The sequence below is a fragment of the Dysgonomonas termitidis genome, assembly GCF_054657735.1.
Window position 1 is genome coordinate 1,075,753 of sequence record NZ_BAAHYD010000002.1, and the last position, 19,382, is coordinate 1,095,134.

The following is a 19,382-nucleotide window of genomic DNA, read 5'->3' on the forward strand; positions in this document are numbered from 1 at the left end:
GTTCTGCCAAGATGCTCCGAATACAAAAGTATTAAGAAATCAGCGAATAACCAAATCAGGACTTACTTTCATCGTCAAATTCCGCACGCAGAATATTTAATATTTCATCCACTGTATCCTCTTCAAGGTCTGCTTCTTGTATAAGCTTATCTCTGTCAGCGGCCAGTACATTCTTGGCTGTAACACAACCGATTTTCTTCAATTGGTCGATAACCCATCCGTCGATTTCATCGCGGAACTCATCCAGATAGATATCTTCTTCATCAAAGTCGTCAATGTCGCGATATACATCGATGGTGTAACCTGTGAGCATACTCGCCAACTTGATGTTGAAACCTCCTTTTCCGATAGCCAGGGAAACTTCTTCGGGGCGAAGCAGTACTTCCGCGCGTTTCTCTTCTTCATTCAGTTTAACCGAAGTTATTTTTGCCGGACTAAGGGCGCGCTGAATGAACAGGCTCATGTTAGGCGTATAGTTGATAATATCGATGTTCTCGTTACGCAACTCCCGAACGATACCATGTATACGCGATCCTTTCATACCCACACAGGCGCCTACAGGGTCGATGCGGTCGTCATATGATTCTACGGCTACCTTCGCTCTTTCTCCCGGTATGCGGGCTATGTTCTTTATTGTTATCAATCCGTCGTTTATTTCCGGAACTTCAATCTCCAGCAGTCTTTCGAGTAATACGGGAGAGGTACGTGACAGTATAATTTTAGGATTGTTATTCTTATTTTCTACTCTTTCCACCACCGCGCGCACATGCTCGCCCTTGCGGAAGAAATCGCTGGGGATTTGTTCTGTTTTAGGCAAAAGAAGTTCTTCTTTTTCGTCATCGAGAAGCAATATTTCCTTTTTCCATATCTGATATACTTCTCCGGATACGATTTCCCCGATTTTTTCTTTGTAACGGTTATAAAGTCCTTCCTTCTGGAGTTCCAGTATTTTTGAAGTCAGGGTCTGGCGTAGGTTCAGGATAGCACGGCGGCCAAAGTCTTCGAAGAAAACTTCGTCGGTTACGTCTTCGCCTACCTCAAAATCTTCATCTATTTTTCTTGCGGCCGTAAGTGAGATCTGGGTATTCTCATCCTCAAGTTCATCATCTTCCACAATGGTACGGTTGCGCCATATTTCAAGGTCTCCTTTATCAGGATTGATAATTACATCATAATTGTCATTCGATCCGAAGAGTTTCGCTATCACATTGCGGAACGAATCTTCGAGAACGCTTATCATTGTCATCCTGTCAATATTTTTCAGTTCTTTGAATTCTGAAAAAGTATCGATCATACTAATAACTTCCTTTTTAGCCATAACAGTTATTTAAATCGTATTAAGTATTTTGTATATTTCACTTCGTCATAGGCAAATGAAAGATCTTCTTCCAATGCCGTTTTCTTTTTTGCACCTTCCGGCTTTACCATTTTTGTAACAGTGATTACAAATCCGTTGTTATCGGAAGTTTTAAGTATCCCGGAAAGCTTTTGTCCTGCTTTTGTAAGTACTTCGACTTCGTTACCCTCATTTTTTTTATACTGACGGGGTATTTTGAAGGGGGATGTAACGCCGGCAGAGCCTACCTCCAGTTCGAAATCTTCGGCATCTCTATCCAAACGGGATTCTATACCACGGCTGAGCGCAATACAATCGTCGATCCCGATACTATCGTCGCTGTCTATTTCTACGACAATGATATTGCCTGGCCTGACAATCACGTCCACAAGAAACATTGGCGTCTCCTGTAAGAACTTGTCCGCTATATCTTTTATAAAATCTTTATCTATCATTTGTTTTATGAACAACAAAGAGGAAGCCACGGCCTCCTCTCCCTCTATTTCGAATACAAAAGTAGTGAAAATAATTTTTTATACCAAATTTTGATAATAAATAACTCAATATGTTTACTTTTCTTATACTCAATGTGATTTTCAGGCTCCACTTTGTTTTCTGTTTACTGCTTTTACGCCTTTTATTTTAGCTATGCGCGAGCATAACGTTTGCAGATCGTTCACGTCATGTACATAAACAATAATCCTTCCTTCGAATACCCCGTCATTCGACTCTATGTTCATTCCTTTGATATTCAACGAACCGGCTGTAATTACCTTTGTGATATCGTTCAGCATCCCCATCCGGTCTATGCCTGTAACAATGATGGAGGTAAGAAAAGGGAACTGGGTGTAACTTCCCCATTCCAGATTTACGATCTTATCCCCGTGGCTCGCCTTCAGTTTTAGTCCTATCGGGCAATGTATGCTGTGGACATCTACCTCATTATCGTCATTCAGATAACCGAATACTTTATCACCAGGTATCGGGTTGCAGCAGGTAGGCATCCTGAAATTCTTGTTAAAAGAGTCTTCTTCGAGGATATATGTTTTTTTAGTATCTATTTGTTCGTATTCCTGCGGTTTTTCGGCTTTGTCCTTATCCGTTTTCTTTACAGCGTGGAAAGCCTGCTTCATGTATTTGAGCAAAACATTGTCGGAGTTTTGTTTCTTCAGGGTCAATAATTTCTCTATTTTTTGAGGGAGGGATATATCATTGTTGCCGATAGCGTAATATAAATCTTCTTTGGTCTGTTTCTGATAATAGTCCAGCATCTGGTCTATGATCGCAGGTGTCAGTTCAACGGTTGTTCCTTCCAGGGTTTTCAGTAATAGTTCTTCTCCCTGTTTGGCTACTTCTCTTTTATGTTTCCTGAGGGCATATTCTATTTTGGTGCGGGCTTTGGCTGTTGTTACCAGTCCGAGCCACTCGTATTTGGGTATTTGGGATTTGGAAGTCAGGATTTCCACCTGATCCCCGCTATTCAGTTTCTCGCTGAGAGGAACCAGTTTGTGATTGACTTTGGCTCCTATACAATGGTCTCCGATGTCGGAATGCAGGTCGTAGGCAAAATCCAGGGCCGTTGCTCCCTGTGCCAGAGTCCTTATCTCGCCCTTGGGTGTGAAAACGAAGATTTCCTGTGAGTATAGGTTTAATTTTATAGTGTCGAGGAAGTCCATTGCGTTGGGGCTGGGGCTTTCCAATATTTCTTTAATTGTTTTCAGCCATTTGTCCAGTTCCGTATCTTCTTCTATTTTTCCTTCTTTGTATTTCCAGTGCGCGGCGAATCCTTTTTCTGCTATGTCATCCATGCGCCGGCTGCGTATCTGTATTTCGATCCATTGCCCGTCGGGTCCCATGACGGTGAGGTGTAGTGCCTGATAACCGTTTGCTTTTGGGCGGCTCACCCAATCCCTGATTCTGTCGGGACGAAGTTTGTAAATATCCGTTATGACTGAATATATATCCCAACATCGCTTTTTCTCATCTATGCCCGGCTCGTTTTCAAAGATGATACGGACGGCGAAAATGTCATATATCTCTTCGAAGGGAACACCTTTTGCCTGCATTTTATTCCAGATGGAATAGACCGATTTTTCCCGCGCCCTTATTTCGTATTTGAAGCCGAGTTCGTTGAGCTTTTCAACTACAGGCTTGGCAAAATGCTGATAGACATCGGACCTGATTTTATAGGTTGCCTGTAACTTGTACTGTATATCTTTATATACTTCGGGATTTTCCCATTTAAAGCTAAGTTCTTCCAGTTCTGTCTTTATCGCGAACAGGCCTAAACGGTGGGCCAGTGGGGCATATATATACATTGTTTCCCCGGCTATCTTATACTGTTTGGCGGGAGCCATAGAGCCCAATGTACGCATATTATGCAGTCGGTCGGCTATTTTGACCAGTATCACACGTATATCGTCCGACATGGTGAGCAATAGCTTGCGGAAGTTTTCGGCTTGTGCCGAGACATTCTCCCCGAACATTCCGCTCGATATTTTTGTGAGTCCGTCCACTATCTGTGCTATCTTATCTCCAAACAGCACTTTCATGTCTTCGACCGTGTATTCGGTATCCTCCACTACGTCGTGCAGCAACGCGGCACAGATAGAGGTCGATCCAAGTCCGATTTCGCCGCAGACGATACGGGCAACCGAAATAGGATGTAATATATATGGTTCCCCGGAACGGCGGCGCGCGCCTTTATGCGCTTCCTTTGCAAAAAGAAAGGCTTTTGTTATAATTTCGACTTTGCGCCTGTGATTCGTTTTTAGGTAATCGTCGATAAGAGCATTAAATTCCTGCTCGATTAAAATATCATCCTGAGTATGCGTATCCTCTTTTGCCATAAGTTTTGAGTAAGGAACAAAAATAGTAAAATCAATTTTAATTAGGAGCTATTCGCATCATAATAAAAATTGATTTAACGATTAAATTATTCTATAATTGCTTACATATTTGTGGCTGTAAGCGATTTATTTCCTTTGTTGGCTTGAGTACCATCACTGGTTTGGCCACTGTCGTTCTGTTCGGGAAGAAGTATCAGCAGGCGTTGACCAACTTTTGCCATATTGGATGACAACTTGTTCCACGTTATAATGTCCTTTTTTGTAACATTATAGCGGGCAGCTATCTGAGTAATGGTTTCCCCGATTTTTACTTTGTGATATATTATTTTTGAATCATCGGCATTTTTCCGGTCCGGATCTTCAGAGTCTGTCGTAGATATTCGAACACGTGGCAATGTGGATTCGTCCCGTACAATTTTCTTCAGGTATCCGTCGATCAGGTCGGCGGTATAAGTCGAATCTATAATTACTGTTGGTAGTTCGGGTTCAGGGAGTTTAACCGCTTCCTGAATCTGTACATATTCTATCTTCTGTATTTTTAGTTGTTTTCCTGCAATTAATTTATTCGAACGGTTCCATTCTTTTAGTTCGGAGACTGAGACTCCGTTCTTTTTTGCGATACCTGCCCATGTGTCTCCTTTACGGATTTTGTAGTAGGAGATGGTTTCTTTAGGGACGGAGACGGTTCTGGTCAGCCCTGAAACAGATACGACTGTGGTGTCGGCCGATGTATTGTCAGATGCCAGTATCTCTTCTGCCGGTTGTTCTTCTGTCTTGTAGATCTTCAGACGTCTTCCTACTGTTAATTTATTTGAAGCAAGATTATTCCATTGTTTTATCTGGCTGGATGTCACGCCGTACCGGCTGGCCAGGCGGGATAATGTATCTCCTCTTTTCACCCTGTATGTGATAGCATCGCCGGCAGATCTGTTGCCTCCCACTGCATCAACACCCGCCACTTTACGGTGAGTCAGGTACTGGTCTGCTTTATATGCATAGATGTCGTCTTTTTTATCCAGAAATAAAGAGAGCTTGTCGATAGGGAGATTCAGTGAATAGTGTTTATAATCACCCGGTATTATATCACTCTTGAATTGAGGATTGAACTGGCGCAGGTCATCAAGCGAGACGTTCAGATTGTCTGCAATTTGTTGGAAATGAATATTTTTGTCAATCATTAAAGAGTCTATTGAAGCCGGATTTTTGCATTCGGCAGGACAGATATTATGATCGTTGTAATAATTCATTATATATGTGGCGGCTATAAAGGCCGGAACGTATCCTCTTGTTTCCCGTGGCAGATAGGGATAAATGGCCCAGTAATCGGTTTGCCCGCCACTACGGCGGATAGCTTTGTTTACATTACCCGGCCCGCAGTTGTAAGCGGCGATTACCAGATTCCAGTCTCCATAGATTCCGTATAAGTCTTTCAGGTATCTGGCAGCTGCGTCTGTCGATTTAAGCGGGTCGCGGCGTTCGTCCACGAGGCTGTTTATTTCAAGATCATACATCTTGCCGGTAGGAGCCATGAATTGCCATAGACCTGTTGCACCGACTCTGGAGCGTGCTATCGGGTTCAGAGCCGATTCTATTACCGGAAGGTATTTGAGTTCCAGTGGTAAGCCTTCTTTATCCAATGCTTCTTCGAACAGAGGGAAGTAGTATTTGCCCTGCCCCAGCATATAGCTGACCTGATTGCGCCGGCGGCCTGCATACATTTCTATGTAGTCGCGCACAACGGGGTTAAATACCAGTTCCATCTTGGTCGGCAAAGAATATAATCTCTGTATATAAACAGAATCATTGAAAGATACGGCACTGTCGTCATTCGAACGGCAATCATCACCATATTTTACATTATTACTCCAGCTTTTCAGCAATTCGTCGTAATTGCGCTCCATGTCTGCCGGATATACTATCGACCTGTCAGTTAATGTGTCACGTGCCGACAATTCTCTACGACCGGACTGTCCTAACACGATAAGTGTGCCGGATAGGAAGAGCCCTGTGATTAATAGTTTTTTCAGCATAAGTATTCCTTTATGGTATTTGCAGAGGTTTCACATAGAGTAAGGTTTCTGCACGGTTTAAAAATTTATACTACATTGAAGCCCTACCGAGGCTTTAGAATAAGATGTCGGTGGCCAGAATACCGGTGTAACTCTCATGGAGAGATCCGGTGACATATCAAAATCATACAATTGCGCGTCTACATAAGCATCGATCATGCATAGCGCATACACCCCCACGGCCGCAATAATGGCCAAGTCCCTGTTTCTTCTATAGAAATCCTTTTTGCTCTTCAGAGCTGATTGGAGCCTGTCGCGGCCATAGTCGTCGACAGTTTGTCCTGGTCTTAAATAATTCGTATAACTGGTACCGGAACCTGTTACCAAATCCCGGAAAGCCTGATTGTAATCATTATATACCCGCCCGTTCCATGTAATGGCATATGTGAGTCCGAGTACTCCTCCATATACAATCGGCAGTTTCCAGTACTTACGATTGTAAAATTGTCCTAATCCCGGGAAAATAGCAGAATATATGACTGCTTTTTTCGAATCGGGTTTAAATTCATGTTTACTTATTGTAATTACCGAATCCACTGAAACCACAGCTTTTTCGCTTATTAATGGTTTTATAGTATCGGCAGGTAAACGTTTGCCATCTGAACGAAGCACGGAATCCTGAACTTGAGGTTCTTGTGCATTCAACGGAAGAAGTATTCCACCCAGCATGCACCATAAACAAATAAATAAACCTCTCCTCATATATAATATTACGGAAAATACCTCGTTTTATTTTTTCAATTGGTCAAATATCGAAATTATTCTCTCCAACTCTTCTTCTGTTTTAAACGGAATACTTATTTTGCCTTTACCCTTCTCGTTACAGGTAAGCTGTACCTTGGTGGAGAAGAATTTCGATAAGTGAGTTTTTAGTATCTCAAATTCTTCGGGAGTAGCTTTTTTTACTCCTGATTTTTTTACTGTTTCTACTACTTTTTCTTCTTTGAGCAGGTCTTCCAGTTTTTCACCTTTGGCTATTGCTCTTACATACTCTTCTACCTTTCTTACCGATAATCCTTCTTCCAGAATAAGTTCGTAAACTTCGAGTTGGGCAGCTGCATCTTCCAGTGTAACAAGAGTACGCGCATGTGCCATATCTACTTTTTTATCCCTGATTCCCATCTGTATTTCTGCAGGTAACTTCAGCAGGCGGAGATAGTTGGCTATGGTAGTTCTTTTTTTGCCGATGCGTTCGCTTAGACGTTCCTGGGTAAGATTGTATGCTTCGATAAGGTTCTGGTATGCCAGTGCAATTTCTATGGAGTTCAGGTCTTCACGCTGGATGTTTTCTATCAGTGCCATCTCCATCACAGCTTCATCTTCGGCCGTACGGATATAGGCAGGAATTGAACTTAATCCGGCAATTGAAGAGGCCCTGTAACGCCGTTCTCCTGCGATGATCTGATATAGATCGTCGTCTATCTTACGCAATGTTATGGGTTGGATAACTCCTATCTGACGAATAGATGCGGCCAGTTCCTGCAATGCTTCTTCATCGAATACACGCCGGGGCTGATCAGGGTTTACCTGTATTTTGGATAACTCTATTTCGTTGATCGAAGAGGAGCCCTCGGTTTTTACATCATCAATGGTAATAAGGGCGTCCAACCCTCTTCCTAGCACCATTTTCTTAGCCATAACAATTTATTAAATATTTAATCAGGAAAGCAAAGTTAAGAATTTTTCTCAATAAGTTCTTGTGCCAGCTGCATATGATTTACAGAACCTTTCGATGCTGCATCATAAACAAGCACCGGTTGAGCAAAGCTTTGCGATTCGCTAAGCTTCACATTCCGCTGTATTACAGTGGTGAAAACCAGTTCCTGGAAATGGCTTTTCACTTCTTCATATATCTGGTTGGCCAGACGCAGGCGTGCATCATACATAGTGAGAAGAAAGCCTTCTATTTCGAGGGCCGGATTCAGCTTATTTTTGATTATCTTTATAGTATTGAGTAATTTGCTTATTCCTTCCAGCGCAAAATATTCACATTGTACAGGTATAATTATTGAGTCTGCGGCTGTAAGAGCATTTACTGTAATCAATCCAAGCGACGGAGAGCAATCTATCAGTATATAATCGTAATGGGGCTTAAGCGGTACGAGGACTTCCCGCAGCTGTTTTTCCCTGTTTTCCACATTCAGCATTTCCAGTTCTGCCCCTACCAGATTGATATGGGATGGTAATACATAAAGCCGTTCTATCTCTGTGGGTACGATTGCTTCTTCCGGAGTGGCAGTGCCAATCAGGCATTCGTAGATGGTCTTGTTCACTTTTTTGATATCAATGCCCAAACCCGAGGAGGCATTGGCTTGCGGATCGGCATCGACTACCAATACTTTTTTTTCGAGTGCAGCCAGTGACGCCGCCAGATTGATTGTAGTTGTTGTTTTTCCTACGCCGCCTTTTTGGTTGGCTAATGCGATTATTTTTCCCATAAAAAGCTATTAATATTTTTTGATGACAAATTAAATAATAAAAAACAGGAAGTGGATGTTAAATTTGTGTAACAATGTATATCTTGTTGAAAAGTCTGCCTGATTGTTAATAAATAAGAGCGAATAATCTGCTGCAAGTTTACAAAATTATATTGGAATTCAGAGGTTATCATATTTTAAATGGCCAGTAATTTTTCTACGCTTTTCAGCCATCCCTGATAATCGAACCTCGACACCGCTTCGTCCAGGTGCGCACTGTATTTAACGGAGAGTTCCGGATCATCCAATACGGATTTCATCCCCCGGTAAACCCCTTCGGCGCTATTGTTGACAAGTATGCCGTATTTGCCTCTGCCTACAATGTCACGCGGGCCTCCGCAGTCTGTGGTTATTACCGGGGTATTTAAAGCCATCGATTCCAGCAGGGCGAGGGAGAAACTTTCCCGTTCCGATACGCATAAGGACCATTTGTTCTGCAATATATATGGAAAAGGGTTGTCTATTCTCCCCTTTAGCGTGATCATCCCGCTTATTTCCTTTTGTATCAGTTCTTCTCTCATTGTCCGGTTGTCCATCCCGTCTCCTATTATATAGACATGGAAGTTATAGCCTTCATCTTTGAGGCGTATAACGGCATTGAAAAGCCTGTCTGTCCGTTTTTCGGGTGAAGCTCTTGTGATAAGTATGAAGTTAGTCTCGCTTTGAGGTAAATCAATAATTGGTTCTTTCGCCTTTTCTTTTACTTTGGCCAGGTTTATGGCATTGTATAATACGCTGACATCCTGCTTCGGGGTTTTCCCATCATACAAGACGGACAGATAAGCATTTTTCGCGGCATCGGATACACATATTACTTTGTCGAAACTGTCGTAGGACCTTTCTACGAGTTTTAATTGTCTCTTATTCAGCCATACTGAGATTTTTTCCCTGAAAGAACGGGTTTCATATTTTCTTTTATAAATAATATTATGTATCCAGAGAATCTTGGGAATATTCATTTTTGCAAAAATACGGGCGAAAAATGTTTCCTTGAAACAAACAATTTCATCATACTCACTTTCGGAAATGCCCTTTTGCCTGGCAAACATGCGGGGGAAGAAGATCATTATATTCTCCCATATCTTTTTTTGAAAATGAGGAAGGTTGTCCGGGTATAAATATTTTATAGAAACAGCCGGTGATACTTTACGTAACAGTACATCCTTATCGGACGGTTCCGGCAAAAGAAGGGTGATTTGCGCTTTAGCCGCCAGATGATTGAGGAGGTCGACCAGCAGTATCTCCGTACCGCCCATCACAAGACTGTCATTGAAAAATAATATACGTTTCATTAGCCTTCCGGGTTACTCATTCTAAGAAATTATTTTGGCGACGCTTTCTACCCAGTAGTCTTCACTGTTGAGGCAGGGGATAAAAGTTAATTGTGCCCCTCCTTTATCAATAAAGAGTTCCTTTGCTTTTATGTTGATATCGTATAGTGTTTCCAGATTGTCGGCAGCAAATCCCGGTGCTATTACCAGCAGTTTCTTCGCCTGTTCTTCGGCCTGTTCTTCTATGACTTCGTCCAGGCTGGGTCCGAGCCATTTTTTTCCCATTGCCGAATGATATACCTGTCTGGTCCTTTTCATTTCCATATCCAGCTCTTTCAATACAAGACGGACAGTTTCCTTTGTCTGATAAACGTAATCGAATTCTTTCCCTTTTTTCCAGCCTTCTTCTACATGGGAAAGGGGCAGGCTGTGGAAAGTGAATATCAATTTGTCGAAATCTTCGGTTATGTATGGCCTGATACTTTTTGCCAGAGATGATATATATGCCGGATGCCGGAAATAAGGTTCTATCACTTTCAACCGGAAAGGGTATGGCCGTTTGAAAAAGATTTTACCAACTTCATCAACTACCGTTTTGTAAGAAGATTCTGCATACTGCGGGAATAATGGCAATACGATGACCTCATGTAATCTGTTGTTTTTAGCCATCAGTCTTTCCAGAGCCAATTGCACATCAGGTTGTCCGTATCTCATCGCTACCTCGACAGGCATATCCGTTAGGGTTTCAAGTTTTTTTGCCAGGGATTTAGCATGATCGAGCAGAGGCGAATCTTCCTTTGTATGATCCCAGATCATCCTGTAATGGGCTGTAGAACTGAATTGCCTCAAAGGTATTATAAGTCCGTTGACCAGGATAGGGCGGAACCAGTCGGGTACGGTCATTACGTACGGATCGGAAAGCATAGCCCTTATAAAGAACTTCACATCCGGTCGTGTACATGTTTTAGGACTACCTGTGTTTACTAATAATACTCCCTTCATAATTTCCTTAAATACAAATACCACAGATTCCCGTTTTGCCTGAAAATATGTGGTATTCCTATTGTTTTATATTTTCAATTGCCTTTAGACATATGTTTCGAGAAGCAATACATTCCCTTCCGGACTGATTGCGATGTTTTTGGTATCGGCCGGAATGAGGATCGTTTCGCCTTGCTTTACAGGCAGGTCGTTTCCTTTATCGTCCCTGATACTGCAAACTCCCCCCATGCAAATATAAGCAACAAACGAGTCGGTATCACTGTAATCTCTGGTAATATCTTTGGTCACCTCCAGCAGATTCGTGGTAAAGTATCGGCACGATTCCAGCCTTACAGGCTGATTCTCCGCTCTTGTATATGAATTTTTATAATTATCGTACAGTTTAAAATCTATCGCATCCTTCGCCAGTTCGGTATGAAGTTCGCGTCCGTTACCGTTCGCGTCTTTACGGTTATAGTCGTAGATACGGTATGTGATGTTCGATGTTTGCTGTATTTCGGCGATAAATGTTCCGGCACCGATAGCATGTACGCGTCCTGCGGGGAGAAAGAACACATCTCCGGCTTTTACATCGTGTTTTGCTAATGAGTCTACGAATGTATTATCCTCAATGCTCTTAACGTATGATTCCGGAGTCATTTGCTTTTCGAAACCTGAATACAGGAATGCCGACGGTGTCGCGTTTATAACATACCACATTTCCGTTTTGCCGAACGAATCGTGCCTTTTCTTTGCCAGTTCATCGTCGGGATGCACTTGTATGGAAAGATTGTCGCGGGCATCAATAAATTTGATAAGCAAAGGGAATGTGTTGCCGAAAGTCTCGAAATTCTTTTTCCCTACCAACTGAGCTTTGTAAGTATCTATTATTTCGCCCAGGTCTTTATTCTCCAGTTCTCCGTTGGCAACTACAGAAACATTGCCTTTTACACTGGATATTTCCCAACTTTCGCCGATGCCGTCCTGGCCGGGCGTTACACCTTTAAACTTACATATTTCATCTCCACCCCAGATAATGGATTTAAGGATGGGTTTAAACTTTAATGGATATAAATTCATCTTATTACACGTTATATTAAAATTCTTATACAAAAGTAATCAAACTTTGTCTATTTCGCTGCGTTTCGTTTCCTCTATTGAACAGCGAACGGCCCTGAATGTTTATAAAAGGTTAAAATTGCTCTGTATCAAGTAAAAACGGACCGGTAATCTTCGTTATCCGGTCCGTCTGTTATTTATCCGTTAATTTATTTTCTTTAACACAAATGCCGTCCGTGCCGGAATATATAGTTTCAGCCAGCCTTTACCATCCTTGTGATACAATTCGTCGGAAACAGTGAAATGTTCGATGGAGTCATCAGTCAGCCCATTACCTCCGAAAGCGGGCGAATCCGTATCCAGTACTACCTTGTATTTTCCTTCAGGTGCAAGAAATCCGTAATCGACAAACGATTGGCCCGGATTGAAGTTGAATACAAATATGTAATCTTCGCGCATAAAGGCTAATATCTGGTCTTCGTCCTTGTCCCACAATCTTATAACAGGTGTTTTCTGGAATCCTTTAATACTGCTGATCAGGGTAAGCATTGCCTTGTCGAAGTCGCCAAGAAAATGATATTTGAGGTCGTGATTATCTGCCAGCCACCATTGCCTGCGTGCATACTTATAAGACCAGCCGTTCCCTTCACGGGGGAAATCTATCCACTCGGGATGCCCAAATTCGTTTCCCATGAAATTGAGATACCCGCCGTTGATAGTCGATGCCGTAACAAGCCGGATTATCTTGTGCAGGGCAATGCCTCTGTCAGTCATGTGCGAGCTGCCATAATGCTTAGACATATACCAGTACATGTCCGAGTCTATTAGCCTGAAAATTATCGTTTTGTCTCCTACCAGGGCCTGGTCGTGGCTTTCGGCGTATGAGATTGTCTTTTCGTCTTCCCGCCTGTTGGTCAATTCCCAGAAGATGCTTGTCGGATGCCAGTCTTCGTCTTTCCTTTCTTTGATTATTTTAATCCAGTAGTCGGGTATGTTCATCGCCATACGGTAGTCGAATCCGTAGCCGCCGTCTTTGATTTTGGCTGCTAGTCCGGGCATTCCGCTAACTTCTTCGGCTATAGTAATCGCTTTGGGATTTACTTCATGTATCAGTTTGTTGGCCAGAGTGAGATAGCAGATAGCATCCCCGTCCTCATTACCATTGAAGTAATCCTGATAACCGGTGAAATTATCGCCTAGCCCGTGGCTGTAATATAGCATCGAGGTTACTCCGTCGAATCGGAATCCGTCGAACTTGTATTCCTCCAGCCAGTATTTACAGTTCGAAAGCAGGAAGTGCATGACTTCATCTTTATTGTAATTGAAATTCAGCGAATCCCAGGCCGGATGCTCCCTCCTGTTCCCTTCGTGGAAGTATTGGGAGTATGATCCGTCGAAACGCCCGAGACCTTCCACTTCATTTTTTACGGCATGGGAATGTACGATGTCCATAATGACGGCGATGCCCATCCCGTGCGCATCATCTATCAGATGTTTCAATTCGTCCGGAGTACCGAAGCGCGAGGATGCCGCGAAAAAGCTGGAGACATGGTACCCGAACGAACCGTAGTATGGATGCTCCTGGATAGCCATTATCTGGATGGTATTATAACCGTCCTCTTTTATGCGGGGGAGGATATTCAGCCTGAACTCTTCGTATGTGCCGACCTTTTCCGATTCGGCCGCCATGCCTATGTGGCATTCGTAGATCAGCAGCGGATCGGTTTTTGGTTTAAATGTTTTTTTACTGAACTCATACGGGATTTCGGGGAACCAGACCTGTGCGCTGAATATTTTGGTGTGATCGTCCTGTACAACCCGTGTAGCCCAAGCCGGGATTCTTTCGGCTTCGCCGCCATCCCAACACATGATGAGTTTGAACAGGTCGCCATGCTTTATTTTACTCAAAGGCAGTTTCAGTTCCCATTCACCGCCATCTTTACGGTTGAGTTTATAATCATCCTGTTTCTGCCAGTTGTTGAAATCACCTACCATATATATGGCCGTAGCATTCGGGGCCCATTCCCTGAATATCCACATACGGGCAGTTTTATGCAAACCGAAATAAAGATGTCCCGATGCAAAATCGGAAAGGGTTATTTTCCCATTATTGGTTATAGCCGCTTCTCTTTTCAACACATAGTCGTATCGTCCTTCTATTGCTTCCGCATAAGGCTCTAACCACGGATCGTTTTTTATCAGTTTAAGCATGGTCTTTTAATTATGAGTTATGAGTTATAAGTTACAAATTATTCGTAATATATAACTCATAATTTGTTTATAATCTTATTTTTACGACAACTTTTCTTATTTTCCCTTCACCGATACAAGGAGCATGCCCGTCTTCGGGGAAGAAAACAGTGAAATCGCCCGGTACTGCCGTAACGAGAGTCGTACCTTTATCGAAGAAGAATTGAATATCTTTTTCTTCATTAAACGCGTCACGTTCCTCTTTGAGTTCCGCACGGGCTTTCCATCCGTATGTTTCGGGTTTGCTTACCGGGAGTTGTATGTCTATATATTTGTTATGTACTTCCATTTTGGCATCTTCTTCAGTCTTCATATCGCTATCGCTGACCATCAGGAAAAGATCTTTACCTTCAATTTCTGTTTTGCCTGTTTCCGTATTGGTGAAATCAACCGATTTCAGGTATTCAAACGCTTTTTTAAACAAAGGGTGGAGTTTGTAGTACGCCTCTGCATTTTTTAAACTGTCTAGTATCATATTATTTATTTTTTAGTAAAATCGCAATCCTGTTTGTTGTTATATTAAATTCGTCCCGTTACTTATAAGGTCTCCGGGCTAATGTTTACAGAGAAAAGATATTTGCCTGTCTGATCCCTGTATTCGTATTGCATAGTGACATTGTTTTCCCTGAAAAACTTCATGTCGGGATTTGTTTTCACCGAACTTATTATCTGGGGCTGTAACTGCGATTTAAAAAGGGTAGTATCGGTAATGGTTACTTCGCTCAGGGTATGGTAATACCTTATCGTCTGATTCGGGAAAGCGGCACAACTGTCCAGTCTTGTCCACTGATCCAGCACTTTCGGACATTTGGTATTTGCCTCCTCCGACAACTTTTTCAACTGACTGTCAACGCTTTCTGTGCATCCGGGGGATATAATGATACCGACAAGTAGTATGATATAGAGTAAACCTTGTTTCATAAACAGTTTATTCATGGTTTTGAAAAAATATTCTTACAAGTTTAAGGATTTTAATCGGATTATCTGTTAATATTCCCGATTTTTATCTCTCATATTTATCTCTATGTTTTAGCGTACAGTAATTTTTACCTATTTTTGCTAAAAATCAATTCATTCACATAAATACTACTGTATGAAGAAGTTTCTATTTATTATTAGTTTTTTAATTATGGTTTACTCTTGTAATACTACAAGTACCAAGGATGCGGATAATCCTTTCTTTTCAGAGTTTAGTACTCCTAATGGTGTGCCTCCTTTCGACAAGATAAAAGCAGAGCATTACCTGCCTGCTTTTGAAGAAGGAATGAAAAGGCACAATGCCGAAATAGATTCCATCGTAAACAACCCGGATGCCCCGACTTTCGAAAATACGATTGTGGCGCTCGATGAATCGGGCAGGATGTTGAACAGGGTAGGAGCAGTGCTGTCGGTAATGACAGGGACAATGTCCGATTCTACTTACCAAAGTATTGAGAAAGAAATTACTCCTAAGCGGACAGAGCATTATGATAATATCAATTTTAACGAAAAGCTTTTTGCCCGTATCAAGACTGTATATGACGCGGCACCTGCTAATCTGACCACTGAACAGAAAATGTTGCTGGATAAAACCTATAAAGGTTTTGTTCGTTCAGGTATATTGCTTGACGGGTCGAAACAGGACCGTTTGCGCGAGATAAATAAAGAATTGAGTTCTACGGCTTTAAGTTTCAATCAGAACCTGTTGAAAGAAACAGATAATTATCAGCTGGTAATAGATAAAAAAGAAGACCTCGCCGGATTGCCGGAAGATATAATCGCGGCGGCAGCCAAAATGGCGAAAGATAAAGGAATGGAAGGCAAATGGATGTTCGGTCTGAGCAAGCCCAGCTGGGAACCATTCCTTCAATATGCCGACAACCGTGAACTGCGTGAGAAATTGTACAAAGCCATGTATATGCGGGGCGACAATAATAACGAGTTCGATAATAAAGAGAATATAAAGAAAATAGTAAGTCTTCGTTTGGAAAAGGCTAATGTACTTGGTTATGATACGCATGCCGATTACGTTCTCGAAGAAACAATGGCTAAGACTCCGGATAATGTGATGAACCTGCTGAACGGCATTTGGAAATATGCATTGCCGCAAGCAAAGAAAGAAGCGACAGAATTGCAGGCAATAGCTAAAAAAGAAGGAAAGGACATTAAGATCGAGTCTTGGGACTGGGCGTATTATGCGGAAAAACTGCGTAAAGAAAAATATGCTTTGGACGAAGATGCATTGAAACCATATTTCAAAGCCGATAATGTACGTGAAGGAGTATTTGCCGTTGCGAATAAATTGTATGGCATTACATTCAGGCAAAAAACGGATGTGCCGGTTTATCAGCAAGATGTAAAAGCATATGAGGTAAATGACGCTGATGGTTCTTTTATCGGTATGATATACTTTGATGACTTTGCGCGTCAGGGTAAACGTCCGGGTGCATGGATGAGCAGTTTCCGCAAGCAGGAAATATTCAAGGGAGAATTTGTTCACCCGTTGATATACAATGTAGGAAACTATAATCCACCGACAGATGGCAAACCGGCACTTCTTACTCTGGATCAGGTAGAAACTATGTTCCATGAATTTGGTCACGGATTGCACGGGCTTTTGTCTAAATGTACATATAACGGGCTTTCGGGAACTTCAGTGTACCGTGATTTTGTGGAGTTGCCTTCGCAGGTGATGGAACACTGGGCTTTTGAGCCGGAAGTGTTGAAAATGTATGCAAAACATTATGAAACGGGTAAGGTGATTCCTGACGAATTGATACAGAAAATCCAGAATGCAGGATACTTCAATCAGGGATTCAGAACTACAGAACTTGTAGCGGCTGCTATTCTGGATATGAAATGGTATACAATAACCGCTACTCCAAACTTTAACCCTAAGCAGACAGAGGGTGTTGAGAAACTGGATGTAGACAAGTTTGAAGCTGATGCAATGGCTGAAATAGGACTGATACCGGAAATTATACCTCGATACAGAAGTACATATTTCCAACATGTATTCAGTGGTGGCTATTCTGCAGGATATTATAGTTACTTATGGTCGGAAGTGCTGGATTCGGACGCGTTCCAGGCCTTTGTGGAAAAGGGTAATATCTTCGATCAGGCAACAGCTAAGTCGTTCCGTGAGAATGTATTGTCGAAAGGCGGAACAGATGAACCTATGACTTTATACAAAAAATTCAGAGGGGCAGAACCAAATCCTATTTACTTGTTAAAAAACAGGGGATTTGTAAAATAAGTTATAAATTATGGGTTATAAGTTGGGAGTTTTTGGGCGAAAACCCTTAATTCATAACTTATAACTCATAACTCGTAACTGTTTTTAATTATCTTTGCAACTCGAATTTTTTTAATCTAAACATAAAATACAATTAATGGCAACAACAGCAGATATAAGAAATGGTATGTGCATCGACATCGACGGGCAATACTATGTTATTATTGAGTTTCTTCACGTAAAACCGGGTAAAGGCGCAGCTTTTGTCCGTACAAAAATGCGTAGCGTTACTACCGGACGTGTTCTGGAAAGGACATTCAATGCCGGGGTGAAACTCGACGAAGTGCGTATCGAAAGACGTCCTTATCAATATCTTTATCAGGACGATATGGGTTATAATTTCATGAATACCGAGACTTTCGAGCAGATTTCCATTGCCGGAGATATGATTGAAGGGGTGGCATTCCTGAAAGAAGGTGACAAGGTAGAGGTACAGGTACATGCAGAAACAGAAGCGATACTGACAGCCGAGATGCCGACTAATGTTATCTTAGAGGTTACATATACCGAGCCCGGAATGAAAGGTGATACAGCTACCAACACATTGAAACCCGCAACTGTGGAAACCGGTGCGGAGGTACGTGTACCGCTTTTCATCAATGAAGGCGATAAGATCAAGATCAGCACGAAAGATGGTTCGTATGTAGAACGTGTGAAAGGTTAAGTCTTTCGGTTAAGAATAAAATCGGGCTCTCTGTTTATAAAAATAGGGGGCCCGAAACGTTTTGCAAGCACAAAAAGAGTTGAAACAACTCATGAAAACAATTGATGTACGATAGGAATCAGTAAGGCCGTCATTACTCCCATTAGTCCGATAGCCAGTCCACTGAGAGCTCCTTCTATTACCCCCATCTCCATCGCTTTGGCAGTTCCGACCCCATGAGCAGATGCTCCCATCGCTAGACCTCTGGCAACACTGCTCTTAATGCCAAGCAGGCGCAATATCGGCGGACCGACAATACTTCCGAAGATACCACAAGCTACTACTATTACAGCCGTAAGCGAAACATTTCCGCCCGATTGCTGGGCTATACTCATGGCAATAGGCGTGGTTACTGATTTAGGCTCAAGACTGTGGATAAGTATCTGGTCTGCACCTGTCAGTTTCGCAAGTATAATAACACTCATAATTCCGACGACACTGCCTATAAACACTGATGTGAGTATGGATACGACATTCCCTTTCAGGTAAGCCAGTTGTTCGTATAACACGTATCCCAAAGCTACGACCGAAGGGCCTAGCATAAAGCTGACAAATTCACTTCCCCGTTCGAAAGTCTGGTAGCTGATACCGGATATTTTCAGGAAAGCGATAATGATAGCGATCGATATGATGAGCGGGTGTAACAAGCCTATCTTTGTCTTCTTGAAAACCCACTGCCCAAAAAGATAACTCCCGAAAATGAGCAGGAGTATAAATTCTGTGGATTCAAATAGTGCTTTCATTTTCTTCTCCTCTCCATTTGTTGTTGAATGACGGCAACCACGGCAATAACCAAAACTGTACTTACCGAACATATAATAAGGATAGACATCCAGAATTTGCTAATCAGTCCGTAAGAGCCGATTAACCCGGCACCGGCAGGGATAAAAAATATAGCCATATTGCGGGTAAAAGCATTGGCGACATCCTTCACATAGTCTGGTTTGATAGCTTTGAAGTAAAGACTGAAGAACAATAGGATCATTCCGATAATATTCCCCGGCACAAATCCATTAATCACATAACTGATACCTTGTCCCAGAAAATAGAATATAAGAATGATAAAGATACCTTTTACCATTTTCATAATGATAACCTCCTAAATTAACTCGG

General features: G+C 42.1%; 16 protein-coding genes and 1 pseudogene. 2 read left to right on the forward strand and 15 right to left on the reverse strand.

The annotated features are described in order from the left end of the window. Positions 1 to 55: 55 nt before the first annotated feature. The 13 genes and pseudogenes from nusA to ACYQ3L_RS08435 form a co-directional block, all read right to left on the reverse strand. Positions 56 to 1,318: a transcription termination factor NusA gene (nusA, locus tag ACYQ3L_RS08375; protein WP_379996361.1), complete on the reverse strand. Its 1,263-nt coding sequence runs from the start codon at positions 1,316 to 1,318 to the stop codon at positions 56 to 58. Between the two features lie 5 nt (positions 1,319 to 1,323). Then, positions 1,324 to 1,791 carry a ribosome assembly cofactor RimP gene (rimP, locus tag ACYQ3L_RS08380; protein ID WP_379996363.1) on the reverse strand — a complete coding sequence of 156 codons (468 nt, stop codon included), beginning with the start codon at positions 1,789 to 1,791 and terminating at the stop codon, positions 1,324 to 1,326. 141 nt (positions 1,792 to 1,932) lie between these two features. Further along, a complete protein-coding gene (locus tag ACYQ3L_RS08385; RefSeq protein ID WP_379996365.1) occupies positions 1,933 to 4,185 on the reverse strand; it encodes a RelA/SpoT family protein in 2,253 nt (750 codons plus the stop codon). A 773-nt stretch (positions 4,186 to 4,958) separates the two neighbouring features. Beyond that, a pseudogene (locus ACYQ3L_RS08390) lies at positions 4,959 to 6,212 on the reverse strand (lytic transglycosylase domain-containing protein); the annotation flags it as partial. A gap of 60 nt (positions 6,213 to 6,272) precedes the next feature. After that, positions 6,273 to 6,956 carry a DUF5683 domain-containing protein gene (locus tag ACYQ3L_RS08395; RefSeq protein WP_379996367.1) on the reverse strand — a complete coding sequence of 228 codons (684 nt, stop codon included), beginning with the start codon at positions 6,954 to 6,956 and terminating at the stop codon, positions 6,273 to 6,275. Between the two features lie 27 nt (positions 6,957 to 6,983). Further along, a complete protein-coding gene (locus ACYQ3L_RS08400) occupies positions 6,984 to 7,892 on the reverse strand; it encodes a ParB/RepB/Spo0J family partition protein (protein WP_379996369.1) in 909 nt (302 codons plus the stop codon). A 35-nt stretch (positions 7,893 to 7,927) separates the two neighbouring features. After that, on the reverse strand, positions 7,928 to 8,692 hold the full coding sequence (locus ACYQ3L_RS08405) for a ParA family protein (protein ID WP_379996371.1): 765 nt from the start codon (positions 8,690 to 8,692) through the stop codon (positions 7,928 to 7,930). A gap of 176 nt (positions 8,693 to 8,868) precedes the next feature. Then, complete coding sequence (locus ACYQ3L_RS08410; RefSeq protein WP_379996374.1) at positions 8,869 to 10,023, reverse strand: glycosyltransferase; 1,155 nt, start codon at positions 10,021 to 10,023, stop codon at positions 8,869 to 8,871. 21 nt (positions 10,024 to 10,044) lie between these two features. Then, positions 10,045 to 11,028: a ferrochelatase gene (hemH, locus tag ACYQ3L_RS08415; RefSeq protein ID WP_459952386.1), complete on the reverse strand. Its 984-nt coding sequence runs from the start codon at positions 11,026 to 11,028 to the stop codon at positions 10,045 to 10,047. A 60-nt stretch (positions 11,029 to 11,088) separates the two neighbouring features. Next, a complete protein-coding gene (locus ACYQ3L_RS08420; protein ID WP_379996378.1) occupies positions 11,089 to 12,063 on the reverse strand; it encodes a type I phosphomannose isomerase catalytic subunit in 975 nt (324 codons plus the stop codon). Between the two features lie 183 nt (positions 12,064 to 12,246). After that, a complete protein-coding gene (locus ACYQ3L_RS08425) occupies positions 12,247 to 14,253 on the reverse strand; it encodes an alpha amylase C-terminal domain-containing protein (protein ID WP_379996380.1) in 2,007 nt (668 codons plus the stop codon). A gap of 67 nt (positions 14,254 to 14,320) precedes the next feature. Then, entirely contained in the window at positions 14,321 to 14,767 is a 447-nt protein-coding gene (locus ACYQ3L_RS08430) for a NanQ anomerase/TabA/YiaL family protein (protein ID WP_379996382.1), read from the reverse strand. Between the two features lie 62 nt (positions 14,768 to 14,829). Beyond that, positions 14,830 to 15,228: a hypothetical protein gene (locus ACYQ3L_RS08435; protein ID WP_379996384.1), complete on the reverse strand. Its 399-nt coding sequence runs from the start codon at positions 15,226 to 15,228 to the stop codon at positions 14,830 to 14,832. A 157-nt stretch (positions 15,229 to 15,385) separates the two neighbouring features. Here ACYQ3L_RS08435 and ACYQ3L_RS08440 point away from each other — a divergent pair, with 157 nt between their 5' ends. Both ACYQ3L_RS08440 and efp read left to right on the forward strand, forming a co-directional pair. Next, entirely contained in the window at positions 15,386 to 17,527 is a 2,142-nt protein-coding gene (locus tag ACYQ3L_RS08440; protein WP_379996386.1) for a M3 family metallopeptidase, read from the forward strand. Positions 17,528 to 17,663: 136 nt separating this feature from the next. Then, positions 17,664 to 18,230, forward strand: coding sequence for an elongation factor P (efp, locus tag ACYQ3L_RS08445; protein ID WP_379996388.1), 567 nt, complete (start codon positions 17,664 to 17,666; stop codon positions 18,228 to 18,230). A gap of 89 nt (positions 18,231 to 18,319) precedes the next feature. Here the strand turns inward: efp and ACYQ3L_RS08450 are convergent, their stop codons facing one another. Continuing rightward, positions 18,320 to 19,012, reverse strand: a complete 693-nt coding sequence (locus ACYQ3L_RS08450) for an LrgB family protein (RefSeq protein ID WP_379996390.1) — start codon at positions 19,010 to 19,012, stop codon at positions 18,320 to 18,322. Beyond that, positions 19,009 to 19,356 (reverse strand): CidA/LrgA family protein, encoded by a 348-nt coding sequence (locus ACYQ3L_RS08455; RefSeq protein WP_379996392.1) that lies wholly within the window; start codon positions 19,354 to 19,356, stop codon positions 19,009 to 19,011. Before ACYQ3L_RS08455 ends, ACYQ3L_RS08450 begins: the two co-directional genes overlap by 4 nt. Positions 19,357 to 19,382 lie beyond the last annotated feature (26 nt).